Consider the following 18,941-nt stretch of genomic DNA (forward strand, 5'->3'; position numbering starts at 1 on the left):
CCACCCGGGTGTTGTGGCGGCCGGTCCCGGCCGCCACAATCACCCTGTGACACAGACACCCCTCACCCCGGCCGACGGCGAGAAGATCCTCGCCGAGAACTTCGCGCCCTGGGTGCTCGACCTCGGCCTCGTCGTCCAGGAGACCGGCCCGGCCCGGACCGTGCTGCGCCTGCCCTGGTCGGAGCGGCTCGCCCGGGACGGCGGCGGCCTCAGCGGCCAAGCCCTGATGGCCGCGGCCGACACCGCCACCGTCATCGCCATCTCCGCGGCGCGCGGCGCCTACGGCCCGATGACCACGGTCCAGCAGTCCAGCACCTTCCAGCGCCCGGTGGTCGGCGCGGACGTCCTGGTCAGCGTCCGCGTCACCAAGCTCGGCAAGCGGATGGCCTTCGCGGACGTCACCATGACCCCCGAGGGCGCCACGGAACCCGCGGCGACCGCCTCCACGGTCTACGCGCTGCTGGGCTGAGCGTAGTTTCCGTAACCCGTCCAGTCCAAGGCCACGCACGGCTCGTCACCCAGCACCCAGGCATCGTGCCCGGGCGCGATCTGAATGAAATCGCCCGGGCCGACCTCGCCGCTCTCACCGCTGTCCATCGCGATGTTCATGCGGCCGCTCACGATGTAGCCGGTGTGCGCCGACTCGCAGCTCTCCGTGCCCGCCAGTGGCTTGACGTGCTGCGACCAGCGCCAGCCGGGCTCGAACACGGCGCGGCCCACCGGGCCGCCGTCCGTCTGCAGCAGGTCGAGCCTGCCCTTGCCGTCCTCGAACGGCCTCGTCTCGTCCGCGGAGTCAAAGCTCCGGGACACCAGTCCGGTCATGATCCACCGCCTCCCGGCGGAACGCACCCGAGTCCACGTCCCAGCCTACGCGCGGTCGGGGTGCTCCACCGCGCGTGCCTTGCCAGACTGGGGGGGGGGTACGGGCTCTGGGGGTACGGGCTCCCGCACGGCGAGCAGGAGGTGGGGCATGGACCCGGTGGCGGCGCTGAGCCGGATCGCGTTCCTGCTGGAGCGCGCACAGGCCCCCACCTACCGGGTGCGCGCCTTCCGCGGCGCCGCCGCGACCCTCACCACGATGGGCCCGCGGGAGACGGCCGAGCGGGCCGCCGCGGGCACCCTGGAGGCGGTCAAGGGCATCGGGCCCAAGACCGCCCGGGTCATCGAGGAGGCCCTCGCCGGAACGGTCCCCGCCTACCTCCGGACGCTGGAGGACGAGATCGCCGCCCATCCCGAGGGCGAACCGCCGCCCAGCCCCGCGGCCGCGGCCCTGCGCGCCGCCCTGCGCGGCGACTGCCACCTGCACTCCGAATGGTCCGACGGCGGCAGCCCCATCGAGGACATGGGGCGGGCCGCCGCGGAGATCGGCCACGCGTGGGCGGTCCTCACCGACCACTCGCCGCGGCTGACCGTCGCCCGCGGACTCTCCCCGGAGCGGTTGCGCGAGCAGCTGGCGGTGGTGGCCGAACTCAACGCCACCTGGGCGCCGTTCGAACTCCTCACCGGCATCGAGTGCGACATCCTCGCCGACGGGAGCCTGGACCAGGAACCGGAGCTGCTGGACGCCCTCGACCTCGTCGTCGCCTCCGTGCACTCCCAGCTCCGGATGGAATCGGCCGCCATGACCCGGCGCCTCCTCGCGGCCGTCCGCAACCCCCTCGTCGACGTCCTCGGCCACTGCACCGGACGCCTGGTGACGGGCCGGACCCGCCCCGAGTCCACCTTCGACGCGGACGCCGTCTTCGCCGCCTGCGCCGAATCCGGCACCGCCGTGGAGATCAACAGCCGGCCGGAACGCCTGGACCCGCCCCGCGGACTGCTGCGCCGCGCCGTGTCCGCCGGCACGCTCTTCGCGATCGACACCGACGCCCACGCGCCCGGCCAGCTGGACTGGCAGCCGCTCGGCTGCGAACGGGCCGTGGAATGCGGGGTGAGCGCCGAGCGCGTCGTCAACACCTGGACGGCACAAGGCTTGCGAACATGGACCCGCACCCGCCGTCCCCCGTGACGCCCTCCCGTCGCCCGGCACCGACCGGACCCGGGCACCGACCGGAAAGCAGGCCGCAGATGACGCGTTCGCCCGTCCCCGTGATCGACCTCGGCCCCTGGCGCTCCGACGGCCCGGACGCCCGCGCCCGTACCGCGGGTCGCGTCGACCGGGCGCTCCAGGAGGCCGGCTTCCTGCTGATCACCGGGCACGGCATCGACCCCGCCCTGCCCGCCCGGATCCGCGCGGCCGCCCGCACCTTCTTCCGGTTGCCCGCCACCGCCAAGCAGCCCTACGCCGTGGCCGTGGGCGATCGCGGCTGGCTCGGTCCCGGCGCCGAGGCCAACAGCTACGCCGAGGGCGCCCCCTCCCCGCCCGACCTCAAGGAGTCCTGGTCCTGGGCGGCCGACGAACCCACCGGCCGACCGGCCGTGGACGCCGAGTGGTTCCGCCCCAACGTCTGGCCCGCGGAAGTCCCCGAACTGCACGCCCTGGTCACGGAGTACCTCGGCCGGATGCGCGCCCTCTGCGACGAACTGCTGGAACTGCTCGCACTCGCCCTCGGCGCCGCCCCGGACCTCTTCACCCGCCACACGGGCCACCCCACCTGGGGCTTCAACGTCAACTGGTACCCGGGCGCCGAGCACACCGGACCGCCCCTGCCGGGCCAGTTCCGCATCGGCGCGCACACCGACTTCGGCACCGTGACCGTCCTGGACCGCGAACGGGGCGCGGGCGGGCTCCAGATCCACACCGACGCGGGCGGCTGGCAGGACGCGCCCTGGGACCCGGCCGCCCTCACCGTCAACATCGGTGACCTGATGGCCCGCTGGACCGGAGACCGCTGGCGCGCGGGCCGCCACCGCGTGCTGCCGCCGCCCGCCGAGGCGCCCGCGGAGGAGCTGGTCTCCCTCGTCTACTTCTACGAGTGCGACCCGCACACCCGGGTGGAATCCCTGCCCGCCCCCACCGGCCGGGTGGTCCACGAACCGGTCGACTCCCACCACTACTTGCGCGCGAAACTCGACGCGATCACCGTCACCTGACCCGGTCGGGCCCCGCCGGTCCCGCGTCGGTGGCGGGAGCGGACCCCTTGAGGGCGCGCACGGTCGTGGATCACAATCCGCAGATGTCCGCCCCCACGCCCGAACTCACGCCGGCGCCGTCCGATCCGCCGCCCTACAGCAGCTGGATGCGGTACTTCGCCCCCACCGCCAACCACCGCCGCCTCGGCCTGGTCTGCCTCGGCGTCGGCCTCCAGCGGGGCGCGCTGCCCGTCGTCGGGCCACGGGTCCTCGACCACCACGTCGCCGTGGTCGTCACGGCGGGCCGCGGCTGGTTCAGCCACGGCGGCAGGGCGCCGCAGGAGGTGGTCGCGCCCGCCCTGCTGTGGCTGATGCCCGGGGTCGTGCACCACTACGGGCCCGACCCCGGCACCGGCTGGGACGAGGGCTTCGTCGACTTCGCGGGCCGCAGCGTCGAGGCGTACACCGACCTCGGCTACATCACCCCGGACCGGCCGGTGGTCCCGCTGACCGAGACGGCCGAGGTGCGCCACGTCATCGACGGGATCGTCCGGGCGGCCCGGCGCGGCGGCCCGCTGCTCGACGTGGAGGCCGCGGCCGCCGTCCACGGCCTCTTCGTCGCCCTGCGCTACGCCCGGGCGGAGGTCTCCCGGCACGGGGACGCCGTGATGGACACCCTCGCGCGCGACGCGCTCCTGCCGATCTCGGTGGCGGAGCACGCCGCGCGCCTGGGGATGGGGCTGCACGAACTGCGCGGCGCGGTGCGGCGCAGCACCGGCGAGGGGGTCAAGGAGTACCTCCTCGGGATCCGGCTGAGCCGCGCCAAGGAACTCCTCGCCCGCACCGACCTGCCGGTCGCCGGGGTCGCCCGGCGGGTCGGCTACGAGGACGCGGCCTACTTCAGCCGCCTGTTCAGCCGCCGGGTGGGAGTGGCCCCCGGCCGCTTCCGCGAGCAGCAGTCGCTGCCGGGCCAGGTCCGCTGAACCGACCGGGCCCGGGACTCACGGCGCGTAGCCGACGTTCAGCTCGGCGACCGAGGTCCAGGGGTTGCCCGCGACCTCCCGCGTCGCCCTGAGCTTGACGTAGCGCGCGGAGCGGGGTGCGAAGCCCACGTCCTGTTGCGCCGTGGTGTCGGGGAAGGTCCCGGCGGCCGCCGCGGTCCAGTTGACCCCGTCGGGGGAGGTGAGGACCTGGTAGTCGGCGATCCGGCCGTTGCTCTGGGACTGTCGCGGCAGCACGTGCAGCGCCGAGACGGCGTACGTCGCGCCCAGGTCCAGGACGATCTCGTGCGGCATCGGCGCGGTGGCCCGGTACCACTGGGTGTGCCAGATCGAGGCCGGGTCCCCGTCGAGGACGTTGACCGCCCGGCCGTTCTCGCCCGCCGTCTCCTCGCTGTCCACCGCCTTCACGCTCATCTGCGCCTGCGGCACCAGGAGTTCACCGCCGCCCGCGGGCCCCAGGTCGTCCACCGCCAGGTCGTCGAGCACGAAGTCGGCCTCGTTGTGCGAGTCCTCGGCGCTGACCTTGCGGATCCCGATCCAGGCGTCCGCCCCGGCCGTGAAGGTCTTGGTGAAGGTGGTCGCGGTCCGGGCCTGGCCCAGCGCGGTGGCGCTCTCCGTGCTCCCGGCACCGGTGACGAACTGGTAGTCGCCCGCGAAGCCGTTCTCGTAGGCGAAGCTCACCTTGTACGAGCGCCCCGGAACCAGCCGCAGGGTCTGCGGCAGCGTGCGGTAGACCAGGCCGGTGCGCTCCTCGTGCGACTTGAGCGAATTCTGGCCGCCGATCACGTCGTCGACCAGCTTCCCGTTCCAACCCGCCTGTGTGTAGGGGGCGTTGCGCTGCGCGAGGTGCGTGCGCGGGTCGGTCGCCGAGCCGCCCGCGCCACCGAAGGCGAAGGGCCCCCAGCCCGCGTCGACGTTCTCGAAGTCCTCGGTGAACCAGTGCCCGGCGAGCGGGGTCCGCGCACCGCGCACCACGCGGACGTCGTCCAGGACGACGGTGCCCGCACCCGAGGCGGCCGACAGCTGGAGGGTCGCGGTGGACTGGCCCGCCGGCACGTCGAAGAACACCTTCATCCGCTGCATCCTCGTGCCGTTCTTCTCGCTGCCGCCGAGGTTGTTCACCAGCGGCGAGGAGTCGGCGTACACGGAGGCGGCCGCGCCCCCGGTGGGGGACACCTTCAAGGTGGCGGCCCGCCCGGTGGGGGTGGACACCCACACCGAGGCGGCGTAGGTCCCCGGGGCCAGGCCGGTGAGCTGCTGCGACACGGTGGGCGCGGTGCCCGCGGCCAGGGTCAGCTCGTTCTGCCCCTGGGCGTTGCGCGTCACCGCGGCGCCGGCCCCGGTGACGTTCCAGGCGGCCAGGTCGCCGGAGTAGAAGGAGGGGTCCTTGACCGGGGCGCCCTCGCCCCACTGCGGGTCGCCCTGCGCCGGGGCGGCCCCGTCGGTGACGACGTACGGGGTGCGGGCCGCGGCGTCGATGGTCACCCGGCCTCCCGTGACCGGCAGGTCCTTGACGAACCGGCGGCCCGAATCGGTCAGTTGGTACAGCTTGGGCGCGCTCCAGCCCGCCGGCAGGGTCCAGGTCGTCGCGGCGGCCTTGTCGTTCCAGTGGTAGAGCTTCCCGTCGCGCGGCAGCAGGTACGCGGAGCCGTCCAGGACCGTGCGGCCGGCCGTGGTGATCTTCCGGGAGCCGCCGGCCTTCGTGACCGAGGTGCCGTTCGCGAGGGTGACCGTGTCGGCCGTCCACTTCACGATCGGCGATTCCTGGAGGTACTTCGTCGGCAGGTTGGTGGCGAAGGTCGTGTTCAGGAAGGCGGTGTAGTCCTTCTTGCCCTGCCAACCCTCGTAGGCGGTGACCTCGGCGCCGCCGAGCAGCGGATCGCGGGCGATCCAGTCGTCCTTGGCGTGGTTCGCGATGAAGCGGGTGATGGTCGAGTTGATGCCCTTGAGGTCGCTTCCGCCGTAGTCGACGTCCGTCGCCCAGTGGTGCCACAGGGACTGCTCGGTCAGCGTGTTGGGGAACTCCGTGGCCAACTGGTAGCCGAGCGAACCGATCTCCCGCTCCAGCTTCCGCGACACGTACCCGTCGCCGTACCAGACGTCCACGTAGAGGAAGTCCAGCCCGGGAGCGGCGGCCTTGAGGTCCTGGAGGCGCTTCAACCGGTCGCCCGACTGGCCGTCCTTGCGGGTGTCCACGTAGTACGACTGGTCCAGCCAGTCCCAGCCGAGCCCGCCGCTCTGGTGCGCCGGGTCGAAGGTGGCCGAGACCGGGTACTCCTCGGTCGCGTTGATGTGCACGCCGAAGTCGGCGTTGTAGGCGTGCCCGGCCGTGATCAGGGAGTTGAGCCCGGCGGCGCCGCCCAGCTTCGACCCGATGTTCTTGTAGTCCATGTGCGCCGAGTCGTGCCCCTCCGACGCGTACCCCTTGAGCAGCACGAACTGGCCGAGGCCGTCGGTGGCCCTGGCCACCCGCTTGGTCTCGTCGAGCGTCTGCGAGAAGGGATGGGTGGCCGCCGAGGCGAAGTTGAACGGGATCCGCTGCACCACCCGGTCCGCGGTCTGCTGCCACCCCGTCGGCGGGGTCCAGACGTCCCGGTAGGCGATCGCCGCGTCCTGCCAGTCCACCACCGCGTCCGCGTTGCGGTCGGCGGTGATCGCCACGCGCGCGTACGGCAGCGGCTCGGGATCGTCGAGCGGAGCGCCGCTCGGCCGGTACAACCAGTCCCCGCTCCACAGGCCCGCCCGACGGTAGGACCCCTTGTCGGTGACCCGCTCGCTGATCCGCCCGTTCTCGCGGGCGGTGGCGCCGGACGGCTGGTCGTACTGGGCGTTGGTGTCCATGGCGGCGGCCAGCTTCCCGGTGTTCACCAGCCCGTACATCACCGTCCTGGCGGCCGCGTCCACCGGCGTGCTCGCCGTGACCGGGGTGAAGGCGTCGCCCGTACCGGTGGTGGCCGTGTGCATCGAGGCCGTGGACAGGGCGGCGCCCGGCTGGTCGCTGCGCACGCTGACGAGGGTGTGGTCGGGTATCGAGAAACTGCGCACGCGCAGCGCGGCCGTGTCCTGGATCGAGGTGACCTTGAAGTCCACCACCGAACCGGTCACCGACAGCGAGGACGTGACGGTGACGCCGGAGAACGACATGACGTAGTCGATCCCCGACGCCCCCGCGGTGGAGGTCACCGTCGGGGTGTAGGTGGTCCCGTTGACCACCACCGTGGAGAGCGGGTCCTCGTTGCCGTTCAGCACGTCACCCGTCGCCCGTCGGGTGTAACTGATCACCCGCGGGAAGGCGGGGTCCACGCTCACGGACAGCTCGGGCGAGGTCAGGGTCACGGGCGTCGCCGCCATCGCGGTGGGCACGGCCACGACCAGGGTGGCGACGAGGCCGGCCACCGCGGCTGCGGCCGGCCAGAGGGGGGTGCGCATCGGACCTCCGGGAGTCGGCGCTCGCTGATCACGTCAGCTTGCGGACCGCCGCCGCGGCAGGCCCATGGACAAACCCGCGTCCCGTCATGGACTTACGGCGCCGGCGCGCCCTAGGCCCTGTCGTCAAAGTGCCGTCTGCCTCGCGACGCCTGGCACGTGCTCGCGCCGCACCGGGCGAAAGCCAAGTACGTCCAGTACGCGGGCTTCCGCCCGGCACGGCGAGAGCACGCACCAGACGCCGCGGGGCGGCCCTTCGGGCGACGACGGCACTTTGACGACAGGACCTAGTCCTGCGCGCGGGCCGTGATCGTCGCGTCGCTGCGGTCGCCCAGGAACTCGTACCAGCGGCGCTGGAGGCCCAGGTAGCGCGTGTCGGCCTCGACCAGGGCGAGGAACGAGTCCACCGTCGAGGCGAGCCGCTCGCCCAGCCCCGCGTCGGTCAGCGCGCCGTCCTCGCCGAACGCCTGGTGGGCCATGGCCAGGCTGAACATGTCCGGGTACACCCGCGCCCCGAGGTGCTCCAGCGGGACGCGCAGCGCCCACAGGCCGCGGTTGCCGCCGACCAGCGACGGGGAGGCCGAGACCAGCAGGGCCTGCTTGTCCTTGAAGGGCTGCGGGCGCAGCCGCGAGACCCAGTCGACCGCGTTCTTCAGCACCCCGGGCACCGACGCGTTGTACTCCGGGGACGCGATCACCAGGGCCTGGGACGCGTCCAGCCGGTCGCGCAGCGCGCCGGCAGCGGCGGGCGGACCCTGGTCGGCCTCGTCGTCCCCGTCGTACGGGGGCATCAGGAAGTCACCGATGTGCGCGAGGTCCGCGGTCGCGCCCGCGCGCACGACGAGCTGCGCGACCAGCGCCGCGAGGCGGGCGTTGACCGAGCCCGTGCGGGAGGAGCCGGACAGCACGAACACGTGCAGGGGCTCGCGGCCCAGGACCTCGGGACCGCCGGGGTCCTTGGGGAAGGTGGAGGGCTCGATCGGCGCCACTGCTGCTCCTTGCCGCTGCGTGATCCCGTGGCCGGACGACCCCGGACCCTCCCCGCGCCGACAATACGGCGACGCCCCCACCCCAGACCCCCACCGCGCCGACCCCACGCTTCAGCACCCCCCACCCAGGGCAGAGCACCCCCATGCCCCGCGAATCAGCCCCGCCGGCGTTTGAGGCGCAGCCGGAGGCCCCACGAGCCGCACCGGCCCGACCACCCCACCACCGCAGCCCCCTCGGGCCGCCGCGATTCCAGCCCCGCCGCCGGAGGCCCCATGGGCCGCACCGGCCCGAACGCCCCGCCACCGCAGCCCCCTCGGGCCGCCGCGATTCCAGCCCCGCCGGCGTTTGAGGCGCCGCCGGAGGCCCCACGAGCCGCACCGGCCCGACCACCCCGCAGCCGACCACCCCGTACCCCCGACACAGGAGCCCCGCATGACGACCACGCACCCCCACCCCACGCCAGTGACCCTGGCCCTGGTCGGCGCAGGCCTGCGCGGCCTGACCTACGCCCGGCACGCGCACGCGACCGGCGCCGGCCGCGTCACCACCCTCGCGGAGCCCGACCCCACCCGCCGCGCCGCCGCCGCGGCCGAGTTCGGCGTCCCGCCCGACCGCGTCCACCCCCACTGGCAGGACCTGGCCGCCGCCGGCCGCCACGCCGACGCCGCGATCATCGCCACCCAGGACCGGATGCACACCGCCCCCGCCGTCGCCCTGGCGGCCACCGGCCACCACCTCCTGGTGGAGAAGCCGATGGCCGCCGAGGAGCCCGAGGCCGAACGGATCGCCGTCGCCGCGGAGCGCCACGGCGTCCTCCTCGCCGTCTGCCACGTGCTGCGCTACACGCCCTACACCCGCACCCTCAAGGCCCTCCTCGACGAAGGCCGGATCGGCCGCCTCGTCGGCGCCGAGCACCTGGAGCCCGTCGGCTGGTGGCACTTCGCGCACTCCTTCGTCCGGGGCAACTGGCGCCGCTCCGACACCTCGGGCCCCCTCCTGCTCACCAAGGCCTGCCACGACCTCGACTGGCTCGTGCACCTCTTCGGCCGGGTACCGGCGACCGTCATGTCCTACGGCCGCCGCACCCACTTCCGGCCCGAGGGCGCCCCGCCCGGCGCCGCGGCCCGCTGCACCGACTGCTCCGTCGAGCCCGACTGCCCCTACTCCGCGCCCCGCCTCTACCTCGACTGCCTCGGGGATCCGCGCCGCGAGTTCTGGCCGCTGTCCGCGGTGACGCCCGAACCGACCGGGGCCGCCGTGCGCGAAGCACTGCGCACCGGGCCGTACGGCCGCTGCGTGTACGCCTGTGACAACGACGCGGCCGACCACCAGGTCGTCGCGATGGAATTCGACGACGGCGCCACCGCCACCTTCACCGTCAGCGCCTTCACGCCCATGAGCGACCGCCGCACCCGGCTCTTCGGCACCCACGGCCACATCGAGGGCGACGGCGCCACCCTGCGCGTCACCGACTTCCGCACCGGCCGCGAGGAGCTGGTCGCACCGGACGGAGGGGCGCCGCAGGGCGGCCACGGCGGCGGGGACCTGGCCCTGACCGAGGCGTTCCTGGCCGCGGTGGCGACCGGCGACGCGGACCTGCTGCTCTCCGGACCCCGCACCAGCCTGGCCACGCACCGCCTGGTGTGGGCCGCCGAGCGCGCCCGCGCCCTCGGCGCGCCCGTCGACGTACCGCGGTGAGCGCGCCCGCGCGGCTCAGCCCGTCAGCAGCACGACGGCCGACCCCCACAGGGTCAGCAGCACGTTGCCGAGCGCGTACGGGACGGTGCACCCCAGCCCCGGGATCTGGCTGCGCGCCCGCTCGTTCAGCGCGCCGATCGCCGCCGTCGTGGTCTGCGCCCCGGACAGCGCGCCCATCAGCAGCGGGAGCGGCATGCGCTGCACGAAGTGGCCGAAGAGGAACCCGACCAGCAGCGGCACCGAGGTCGCCACCGCCCCGCCGACCAGCAGCGGCCACCCCGCCCGGACCAGCCCGCTCACGAAGCTCGGTCCGGCGTTGAGCCCGACGATGGTCACGAACATGCACAGCCCCAGCGTGCCGAGCAGCCACTGCGCCGCCGACGGCAGGTTCCCGTACGTCGGCCGCTTGCTGCGGACGTGACCGAAGACCAGCCCCATCAACAGGGCCCCGGTCGAGGTGGACAGCGACAGCGGGGCGCCCGCCGCGTGCAGGGCCGGAATCCCGATGCACCCGCCGATGAACAGCCCGCTGGCGATCCACACCATGTCGGTCGCGAAGGTGGTCGGCACCGCCGTACCCAGGTGCGCGGCGGCCGTCTCCACGAGTGGCTGCGGTCCGGTGATCACCAGCGTGTCACCGCGGCGCAGCGCGTTGCCCCGCCCCATCGGCAGCTCGGCCCCCGCGCGCTCCTGGCTGACGATGAACACCCCGGTCATGAAGTGCGCGTGGCGCAGGGTCCGGATCGTGGTGCCCTCGTAGGCGCGGTCGGTGAGCACGATGTGCAGGGTCTCCGTCCGGTAGCCCAGCAGCTCCATGTCGTCGGACTCCATGCCGATGTGCGTCCGTGCGTCGAAGGCCACCAGGTCCCCGCGCACGGCGCTCACCGCGACGGTGTCCCCGAGCCGCAGCAGGGTCAGCGGGTCGTGGTCGATGACCTTCCCGTCCCGCCGCACCCGGGTGATGTAGATCCGCCGGTCCAACTCCCGCTGCTCCGCCTCGAACTCGCCGATGCCGCGGCCCGCGAACCCCTCCACGTCCACGTCGTAGGCGCGCAGCACGTGCTGGTAGTAGCCCTTGCCGGCGTCCAGGTCCGGATCCGGCCCACTGCTCTCGAGCTCGGCGCCGAGCAGCGCGCTCTCGACGGCCAGGTCCCGGCGCAGCAGCCGCGGGAACACGGTGGGCAGCAGGATCGCGGGCAGTACGGTGCCCAGCGGATAGGTGACGGCGTAGGCGACGGCGACGAGGTGCGCCTGCTCCTGTGCCGCGGCGGTGTCCAGGCCCGGCAGCTGGCCGATGGTGTCGGCGGCGACCCCGATGACGGAGGACTGGGTGAGGGCCCCGCCCAGCAGCCCGGCGGCCAGCCCGGGCCCGTAGCCGAGCAGGTGGGCCAGGCCCCAGCAGACGGCGAGGCCGCTGACGCAGACGACGACGGTGAGCAGGACCTGCGGGGCGGCGTCCTTGCGCAGGGAGCGGAAGAACTTCGGCCCCACGTCGTAGCCGAGGGCGAAGAGGAACATCAGGAAGAAGACGGACTTGATCGGTCCGGTGATCTCCACGTGGGTCCGCGAACCGATGAGCAGCCCGGCGACCAGGCAGCCGGTCACCGCCCCGACCGCGAAGGTCCGGTAGCGGATCCGGCCGATCTGGAAGCCGACGGCGACGGTGAGGAAGACCAGGAGCTCCGGGTACGGCTCGAAGACGTGCGCGCGCAGCCAGTCCATGGACGTCCGCCTCCCCGGTCCGCGTCCGCCCATCCTCCGTGTGCCCCGCGGCCGCGGCCGCTTCGGAGCCCCGCCCGCCGGCCGGGTCCACCCGATCGGACGCGCGCGGCGGCCCGGGGCCGGCGGGGGAGCGGGGCCATAGTCGTCCCGGGCGACCGGACGGGTCGCCGCAAGTCTTCGCACGGGAGCCGCACATGTCGATCACCTCGATCACGTCGAAGCCCACCAGGACGGTCCTCGCCCTCGCCGCGGGCGCTCTGTTGCTCGGTCTGAGCGGTGCGGGCACCGCGGTGGCGGACGAGGGTCCGGCGACGCAGATCATGTCCAACGAGCAGTGGGCGGCGCGTCACCCGGGCGCCGTGCCGAAGCCCGAGAAGGACCCGCAGTACGAGTACGCGCTCGGCAAGGTCGTCTCGAAGGGCCCGCTGACCGTCCGCAGCGGGCCGACCACCCACTCGCGCGACCTGGGCCGGGTGTACCCGCACCAGAAGCTGGAGATCCTCTGCAAGGAGCGCGGCGAGAAGGTCGGGGGCAACCACCTCTGGTACCGCCTCGACACCGAGGTGGAGGCGTGGGTCGCCGCGCGCTACGTCAAGGACCTGACCCCGGTGAAGTGGTGCCGGCTCTGAGCGTTCGCGCCCCCGAAGGCCTGAAGCGTCTGGGTTCCGCATAAGAGAAATACCCCGGTCGGATTGACGACCGGGGTATTTCTCTGCGTATATTTGATGATTCACGACTTCCCGGCCTCAAGGGGCATGCGGAAGCCATGAACAAGCTTATGGGAACACTGTATCGCGTCGGGAGTGGAATTGTCAACCGCGGAATTCGAGAATGAGCAGCAATTCATCACTGAGCTGTACGACCGCCTCGACGACCTGCGCGAACAGGCCGAACGCACCGTACGGGGCGCCCTGCGCGACATCGGGACCGGTTTCCAGGCCCGCTTGGAGCGCGACGTCATGGTCGCCGAACAATCCGGGCTGCTCTCCGCCCTGAACGCGGGCGAGAACGGCCTGTGTTTCGGCCGACTGGAGTTTTCCGACGGCCGTGACCACCACATCGGCCGCATCGGAATCCGCCAGGACGACGCGGACCGCACCCCCCTCGTCCTGGACTGGCGGGCCGAGGTGGCGCGCCCCTTCTACCTCGCCACCGGCCACCACCCCATGGGGCTGCGCCGGCGGCGCCACCTGACCACCCGCGGCCGGCGGGTCACCGCCCTGCACGACGAGATCCTCGACCTCACCGACGCCGAGCGCACCGGTCACGAGGGCGCCGACGCGGACGCCGTACTGCTCGCCGCGCTCGACGCCGCCCGCACCGGCCGCATGCACGACATCGTGCGCACCATCCAGGCCGCGCAGGACCGCATCATCCGCTCGCCGCACCGCGGAGTGCTGGTCGTCGAGGGCGGCCCCGGCACCGGCAAGACGGCCGTCGCCCTGCACCGCGCGGCGTACCTGCTCTACGCGCACCGCGAGCTGCTCGCCAAGCGCGGGGTCCTGATCGTCGGCCCGGGGCCCGCGTTCCTCGGCTACATCGGCCAGGTGCTGCCCGCCCTGGGGGAGACGGGCGTGCTGCTCGCCACCCTCGGCGAGCTCTTCCCCGGGGTGCACGCCACCGCCACCGACCGGCCCGGCGCCGCGGCCGTCAAGGGCCGCGCCGCGATGGCCGACGTACTGGCCCGGGTCGTCAGCGACCGCCAGACGCTGCCGGAGCACGTGCCCGCGGGGCTCGGCGAGGACACGGACACCGTCCCCGAGGCCGCGCTGGAGATCGACCACGACGACTACGGGACCCTGCTGCTGCACCGCACGATGGCGCACGAGGCCCGCGACCGGGCCCGCGCCACCGGCCTGCCGCACAACCTCGCCCGCCCCTACTTCGCCTTCCGGATCATCGACGCGCTCACCGAGCAGCTCGCCGACCGGCTCGGCGCCGACCCCTACGGCGGCCCCAACCTGCTCGGCCCCGACGACATCGCCCAACTGGGCAAGGAGATCGCGACCAGCGGCGCGGTGCACGCCGCCATCGACGTCCTGTGGCCCTCCCTCACCCCGGAGCGGCTGATCACCGACTTCCTCGCCGATCCCACGCACCTGGCACCCGAGGAGGCCGACCTGGTCCGGCGCACCGACGGCGCGTGGACCCCGGCGGACGTCGCGCTGCTGGACGAGGCCGCCGAGCTGCTCGGCACCGACGACAGCGCGCTGCGCGCCGCCGAGGAGCGCGACCGCCAGCGGCGCGTCGCGTACGCGCAGGGCGTGCTCGACCTCTCGCAGGGCTCGGAGTCCTACGAGTTCGAGGACGAGGAGAGCGAGTTCCTCGCGGCCCACGACCTCATCGACGCCGAGCGGATGGCCGAGCGCCAGGAGGAGGAGGACCACCGCAGTGCGGCCGAGCGCGCCGCGGCCGACCGGACCTGGGCCTTCGGACACGTCATCGTCGACGAGGCCCAGGAACTGTCCGAAATGGCCTGGCGGTTGCTGATGCGCCGCTGCCCCACCCGCTCGATGACCCTGGTCGGCGACCCGGCGCAGACGGGCGACGAGGCCGGCTGCGGCTCCTGGGAGCGGATCCTGGAGCCGTACGTCGGCGAGCGCTGGGAGTTGGCCCGGCTCGGGGTCAACTACCGTACGCCCGCCGAGGTGATGGAGCTCGCGGCGGCCGTGCTGCGGGCCCACCACCCCGACTTCGAACCGCCCCGCTCGGTGCGCTCCACCGGGGTCGCGCCCTGGGTCCGGGAGGCCGACGACCTGCCGGGTGCGGTCGCCGGAGCCGTCGCCGAGCACCGCGGGGCGCGGGGCAGGCTCGCGGTGATCGCGCCCCGGCCGCTGCACGCGGCGCTGGCGGCGGCGTTGGCCGCCACGGACGTGGACGTACAGCTGGGGGAGGAGCCGGACCTGACCCGGCCGGTCGTCCTGCTCGACCCGCGCCAGGCCAAGGGGCTGGAGTTCGACACGGTCGTCGTGGTCGAGCCCGCGGACCTGTCGTCCAGCGACCTGTACGTGGCGCTGACGCGCGCCACGCAGGCGGTGGGCGTGCTGCACACGGGCCGGCTCCCGGCCGGGCTGGGCTGAGACGCCCTCGTGGTGACCGTCGCCGCCCGCACCCGTGCGGGCGGCGGGGTCAGGTCGCCTTCCAGAAGAAGACGGCGGTCATCCGCTTGTCCTCCAGGGTGGTGCCGCAGTAGTCGGTGGCGCTGTGGATCATGTTCGCCGAGTAGAGCAGCAGCCGGTTGGCGCGGTGCGGGACCTCGACGTCGGGGACGAAGGAGTCCGGCGCGACGAACCGCGTGCCCAGGGCGTCGACCAGGGTGTTGTGCGGGGCGATCACCTGGTTGCCGCCGAGCACCCCGCCGGGCAGGCTCTGGCGGTAGAAGCTGGTCCCGCACCCCTTGGGCACGCGGGGGTTGAGGTACAGCACGGCGGCGTAGCGGCACAGGCTGCGCGAGTCGGTGTGCGGGCGGGGCTCGCACTCGCCCGCGCCGACGACCTGCACGCAGTTGTGGTTGAAGGTGCCGCCGCCGGCGGGCCGTTCGGCCCAGAGCTCGCGGGCGCCGGTCGCCTTGCGGACCAGGCGCTCCACCCGCTCCAGCTCGCCCGGGTCCAGCCCCGGCATGACGCGCAGCCCGGGCCAGCTCTCGGGCTTGTGGGGGTACCCCTCGGTCCAGTCGTCCCTGGCCAGCGCCCGCTCCCGGACCGCGTCCGGGTCGGGGAGCACGTCGTCCAGGACCCAGTAGTCGCGGCCCCGGGTGGGCTTGCGGTAGGGGAGGACCGGGAGGGCGGTCGGTCGTGTGGACATGGGAGGGACCGTAACGGCCGGGGCGGCCGGGGCGGTCGAAGGGAGCGTCAACCTTGCGTCAAGGGTTGTTCATGTACGGTCATTTCGCGACGGCGTCGAGGACGCCCCGGGCGAAGGAGTCGACGGCCGCGTCCAGCTTCCCCAGGCTCTCGGGCGTCGGCTGCTGGCGGGCGTCCGCGGTGAGCACCACGGTCAGCAGCAAGTTGCTGTCCCTGAGCTGGAGTTCCCGGACCTGGTGCAGGTCGGTCGGCTTGTCGTAGCCGAACCGGATGGCCTCCCGGCCGACGCCCGGGACGTCCACCAGATGGCCGTCCGGCACGGTGGTGGGGGTGTTCTTGCGGCCGGTGGCGAAGACCTGCTTGGCGAAGTCGACGCCCTCCGTGAAGCTGAACCCCACCTCGACCTTCACGCCCCCGTACGCGACCCCGCCGCGCTCCACCAGCGGTTGGGTGCAGGTGAAGCCGGGGGAGCCGCCCTTGGTCCGTTTGGCCCGATCGGCGACCTCCTCGCGGGCGCCGAGGAGGTCGGTCAGCCTCTCGTAGGGCAGGGCGTTGCAGATCTCGTCGGTGGCCACCCACGGATAGCCCCCCTTGCCCTCCTGCGAGACCTCCTTCGACGCGCCGTCGTCACCGCTGCAGCCCGTCACGACGAGGGCGAGCGCGAGGGTCGTCAGGGCCGTGAGGGCGGGGCGGGCGGGTCCGTACCGGCGCATCGCGCGTCTCCTGTCACGAGGGCTTCCACATGGCTCGATGCCACTCAACCACGCCTCGTGACACAGGAGTTGCGAACGGGTGGATTGCCCGGGCGATCCGGGGACGGCCGGGCGGAACCGTACCATCCGCCCGGGGGGCCGCCCGGATCTTTGTCCGTTCGTGATGGCCCTTCCTTCGCGGCCCCCCAACTCGCCTAGCGTCCCTTGGCACCCGGGAGCACCGCGCCGCGGGCAGACACGGCGCGGCTTCCCGGACCCGCACAAGGAGGCACAGTGCTGTCATTCCGCCGCTCGTCCCTCGCCGGCATGTCGCGCGCTTCGCGCCAGGTGATCGGCACGGGCGTGGTCATCGGAGCCCTCGCCTTCACCCTGGTCGCCCTGCTGATCCCGGTGCAGAAGTTCGGCGGGAAGAACGCCGCCACGGCGGCCGCGGCCGCGGCCGCCAAAGCGCCGGCCGCGGACGACGACGGCGCCGGGACCCTGAGCACGGCCTTCGGCCCACTGAGCCCCCAGGACCGGGACTTCGTCCGCAAGGTGCGGCTCGCCGGACTCTGGGAACTGCCCGCGGGACGCCAGGCCCAACAGCGCGGCACCCGGCCCGCCGTGCGCACCGCCGGGGAGCACCTGGTCGAAGGCCACACCGAACTCGACCGCCGCGTCCTGGAGGTGGGCGAGGCCCTCGGAATCGACCTGCCCGACCGCCCCAGCGACCAGCAGCAGGGCTGGCTCGGCCAACTGGACCGCGCCCAGGGCGCGGAGTACGAACGGCTCTTCGTCCAGCTGCTGCGTCGGGCGCACGGCAAGGTCTTCGCCCTGGTGGCCCAGATCCGCGCGCAGACCCGCAACTCCATGGTCCGCCAGCTGGCCACGGACGCCAACACCACGGTGCTGGACCACATCTCGGTCCTCGAAGCCAGCGGGCTGGTCGATTTCGACGGGCTCGCCGATGCCACCCCCGCCCCCACCCCTTCCCCCTCCCAGGTCCCCCGACCGACGAAGTGAAGTGAAGTGATCGCATGAGCAAGAACGGCCACAAACGCCGTCTGAGGCCGACGCACAAGGCCCTCGCCCTCGCCGCCGCCCTCGCCCTGGGCGGCGGGGGAGTCGTGATCGTCACCCAGCAGGCCTCCGCGGGCCAGGACGCGACCCGCAGCGCCCCGGTGACCGCCACCATCGACTGCCCCGACGTCGGCGACAAGCTGCGCACCGTCCCCGAGCAGGCCCGCGCCGAGGTCGACGACAACCTCGCACAGCTCGACGCCCAGGTCGCCGACGCCTACACGAAGCTGGCCTCGGGCCGCGCCCGCGGCGACGCCCTGCTCGGCACGCTGAAGCAGCAGCGCGCTGCGACCATCGGCCGGCTCACCGACGCGCTCGGCCGGGCCTCCGCCCGTCCCGAAGGGCTGGAGGCGCTCGGATCCTGCGTGATGAAGCAGGCCGAGGCCGCGGACCCGGCGGACGAGCCCAAGGCCGCCGCGGCCGCCGGAGACGGCGCCCAGGACGCGGCCCGCAAGGGCGGTGCGGGGAGCGGGGGCCCGGCGCGCGGCGACTTCGTCGCGATCAACACCGTCCGTCCGAACGTGCGCACCCCCGCCCCCTCCTCCCGCGCCTCGACGGGGTCCCTCGCCGTGAACTGCGGCCGCAACGAGAACCGCCACCTGAACCCCGACAACGTGATCGTCGCGCCCGGTGTCGGCAACGGCGCCCACCACATGCACGACTACGTCGGCAACAAGACCACGGACGCCTTCTCGACCAACCAGAGCCTGGCCGCGGCCGGGACCACCTGTACCAACGGCGACCAGTCCACCTACTACTGGCCGGTGCTGCGGCTGCGCGACGGCCGCGCGGAACGCGACGCGCAGGCGCCCGGTGGCGGCCAGGACGCCAATGTGGGCACGATCTTGAAGCCGAAGCAGGTGACGACCGACTTCAAGGGCAGCCCGGCCGCCAAGGTCACGGCCATGCCGCGGTTCCTGCGGATCATCACCGGTGACGCCAAGGCCTTCACCAACGGCGTCGCCAACGCCAACGCGTCCTGGAGCTGCACCGGATTCGAGAACCGCCAGCTCAAGGACAAGTACCCGATCTGCCCCAAGGGCAGCGACGTCGTGCGGACCTTCACCTTCCAGAGCTGCTGGGACGGCCGCAACACCGACAGCGCCAACCACCGCACCCACGTGGCCTTCGCCGCGGCGAACGGGTCCTGCCCCGCGGGGTTCAAGGCGATCCCGCAGCTGGTCCAGCGGATCGTCTACGGGGTGCCGGCCGGCTCGCGGTTCGCGGTGGACAGCTTCCCGGAGCAGCTGCACAAGCCGGTCACCGACCACGGCGACTTCATCAACGTGATGTCGAACGGGCTCATGGCGAACGCGGTGCGCTGTATCAACGACGGGCGCTCCTGCCGGTGACGCCCGGCCCCCGGGTCCCGGGGGCACCAGACCCTCGGGGCGGCGTCCCCCTCCACCTCCCCAGCGCCGTCGCGAGTACGGCTCCGGGGGGGGGGGGGGGGGGGGGTGGGGGGGGGGGGGGGGGGAGGGGGGGGGGGGGGGGGGGGGGGGGGGGGGGGAGGGCCG

The 18,941-nt window shown here is 73.5% G+C and carries 15 protein-coding genes; 9 read left to right on the forward strand and 6 right to left on the reverse strand.

Going from position 1 to position 18,941, the window contains the following annotated elements:
- The first annotated feature begins 46 nt into the window (after positions 1 to 46).
- The gene (locus ACZ4UB_RS11060; RefSeq protein ID WP_468069784.1) at positions 47 to 469 is read left to right on the forward strand and encodes a PaaI family thioesterase; all 423 of its coding nucleotides are present in this window, start codon (positions 47 to 49) and stop codon (positions 467 to 469) included.
- Here ACZ4UB_RS11060 and ACZ4UB_RS11065 read toward each other — a convergent pair.
- Complete coding sequence (locus ACZ4UB_RS11065; RefSeq protein ID WP_468069786.1) at positions 451 to 822, reverse strand: cupin domain-containing protein; 372 nt, start codon at positions 820 to 822, stop codon at positions 451 to 453. The genes ACZ4UB_RS11060 and ACZ4UB_RS11065 overlap by 19 nt on opposite strands.
- Before the next feature lie 148 nt (positions 823 to 970).
- Between ACZ4UB_RS11065 and ACZ4UB_RS11070 the strand changes: the two genes are divergently transcribed.
- The 3 genes from ACZ4UB_RS11070 to ACZ4UB_RS11080 all read left to right on the forward strand — a co-directional run bounded on the left by ACZ4UB_RS11070 (position 971) and on the right by ACZ4UB_RS11080 (position 3,995).
- Positions 971 to 2,008, forward strand: coding sequence for a PHP domain-containing protein (locus ACZ4UB_RS11070; protein ID WP_468069788.1), 1,038 nt, complete (start codon positions 971 to 973; stop codon positions 2,006 to 2,008).
- Between the two features lie 59 nt (positions 2,009 to 2,067).
- Entirely contained in the window at positions 2,068 to 3,033 is a 966-nt protein-coding gene (locus tag ACZ4UB_RS11075) for an isopenicillin N synthase family dioxygenase (protein WP_468069789.1), read from the forward strand.
- 83 nt (positions 3,034 to 3,116) lie between these two features.
- Entirely contained in the window at positions 3,117 to 3,995 is an 879-nt protein-coding gene (locus ACZ4UB_RS11080) for a helix-turn-helix domain-containing protein (RefSeq protein ID WP_468069790.1), read from the forward strand.
- Positions 3,996 to 4,013: 18 nt separating this feature from the next.
- Here the strand turns inward: ACZ4UB_RS11080 and ACZ4UB_RS11085 are convergent, their stop codons facing one another.
- Complete coding sequence (locus ACZ4UB_RS11085; RefSeq protein WP_468069791.1) at positions 4,014 to 7,442, reverse strand: endo-alpha-N-acetylgalactosaminidase family protein; 3,429 nt, start codon at positions 7,440 to 7,442, stop codon at positions 4,014 to 4,016.
- Between the two features lie 284 nt (positions 7,443 to 7,726).
- The gene (locus ACZ4UB_RS11090; protein WP_468069950.1) at positions 7,727 to 8,419 is read right to left on the reverse strand and encodes an NADPH-dependent FMN reductase; all 693 of its coding nucleotides are present in this window, start codon (positions 8,417 to 8,419) and stop codon (positions 7,727 to 7,729) included.
- 442 nt (positions 8,420 to 8,861) lie between these two features.
- Between ACZ4UB_RS11090 and ACZ4UB_RS11095 the strand changes: the two genes are divergently transcribed.
- Entirely contained in the window at positions 8,862 to 10,127 is a 1,266-nt protein-coding gene (locus tag ACZ4UB_RS11095; RefSeq protein WP_468069793.1) for a Gfo/Idh/MocA family protein, read from the forward strand.
- Positions 10,128 to 10,142: 15 nt separating this feature from the next.
- On the opposite strand, the gene ACZ4UB_RS11100 is transcribed toward ACZ4UB_RS11095, so the two are convergent.
- Positions 10,143 to 11,849, reverse strand: coding sequence for an aspartate:alanine exchanger family transporter (locus ACZ4UB_RS11100; protein WP_468069794.1), 1,707 nt, complete (start codon positions 11,847 to 11,849; stop codon positions 10,143 to 10,145).
- A gap of 194 nt (positions 11,850 to 12,043) precedes the next feature.
- Between ACZ4UB_RS11100 and ACZ4UB_RS11105 the strand changes: the two genes are divergently transcribed.
- Positions 12,044 to 12,478 (forward strand): SH3 domain-containing protein, encoded by a 435-nt coding sequence (locus ACZ4UB_RS11105; protein ID WP_468069796.1) that lies wholly within the window; start codon positions 12,044 to 12,046, stop codon positions 12,476 to 12,478.
- Between the two features lie 180 nt (positions 12,479 to 12,658).
- Positions 12,659 to 14,929: a HelD family protein gene (locus ACZ4UB_RS11110; protein WP_468069798.1), complete on the forward strand. Its 2,271-nt coding sequence runs from the start codon at positions 12,659 to 12,661 to the stop codon at positions 14,927 to 14,929.
- Between the two features lie 49 nt (positions 14,930 to 14,978).
- Here ACZ4UB_RS11110 and ACZ4UB_RS11115 read toward each other — a convergent pair whose 3' ends face one another.
- Entirely contained in the window at positions 14,979 to 15,653 is a 675-nt protein-coding gene (locus ACZ4UB_RS11115) for a DUF6445 family protein (protein ID WP_468069799.1), read from the reverse strand.
- Between the two features lie 79 nt (positions 15,654 to 15,732).
- Entirely contained in the window at positions 15,733 to 16,365 is a 633-nt protein-coding gene (locus ACZ4UB_RS11120) for a hypothetical protein (RefSeq protein WP_468069800.1), read from the reverse strand.
- A 273-nt stretch (positions 16,366 to 16,638) separates the two neighbouring features.
- Here ACZ4UB_RS11120 and ACZ4UB_RS11125 point away from each other — a divergent pair, with 273 nt between their 5' ends.
- Both ACZ4UB_RS11125 and ACZ4UB_RS11130 read left to right on the forward strand, forming a co-directional pair.
- Entirely contained in the window at positions 16,639 to 17,367 is a 729-nt protein-coding gene (locus tag ACZ4UB_RS11125; protein WP_468069801.1) for a DUF4142 domain-containing protein, read from the forward strand.
- 14 nt (positions 17,368 to 17,381) lie between these two features.
- Positions 17,382 to 18,776 carry a DUF1996 domain-containing protein gene (locus tag ACZ4UB_RS11130; RefSeq protein ID WP_468069803.1) on the forward strand — a complete coding sequence of 465 codons (1,395 nt, stop codon included), beginning with the start codon at positions 17,382 to 17,384 and terminating at the stop codon, positions 18,774 to 18,776.
- Positions 18,777 to 18,941: the final 165 nt, after the last annotated feature.

This window comes from Streptomyces sp. NPDC028419, from assembly GCF_055565515.1.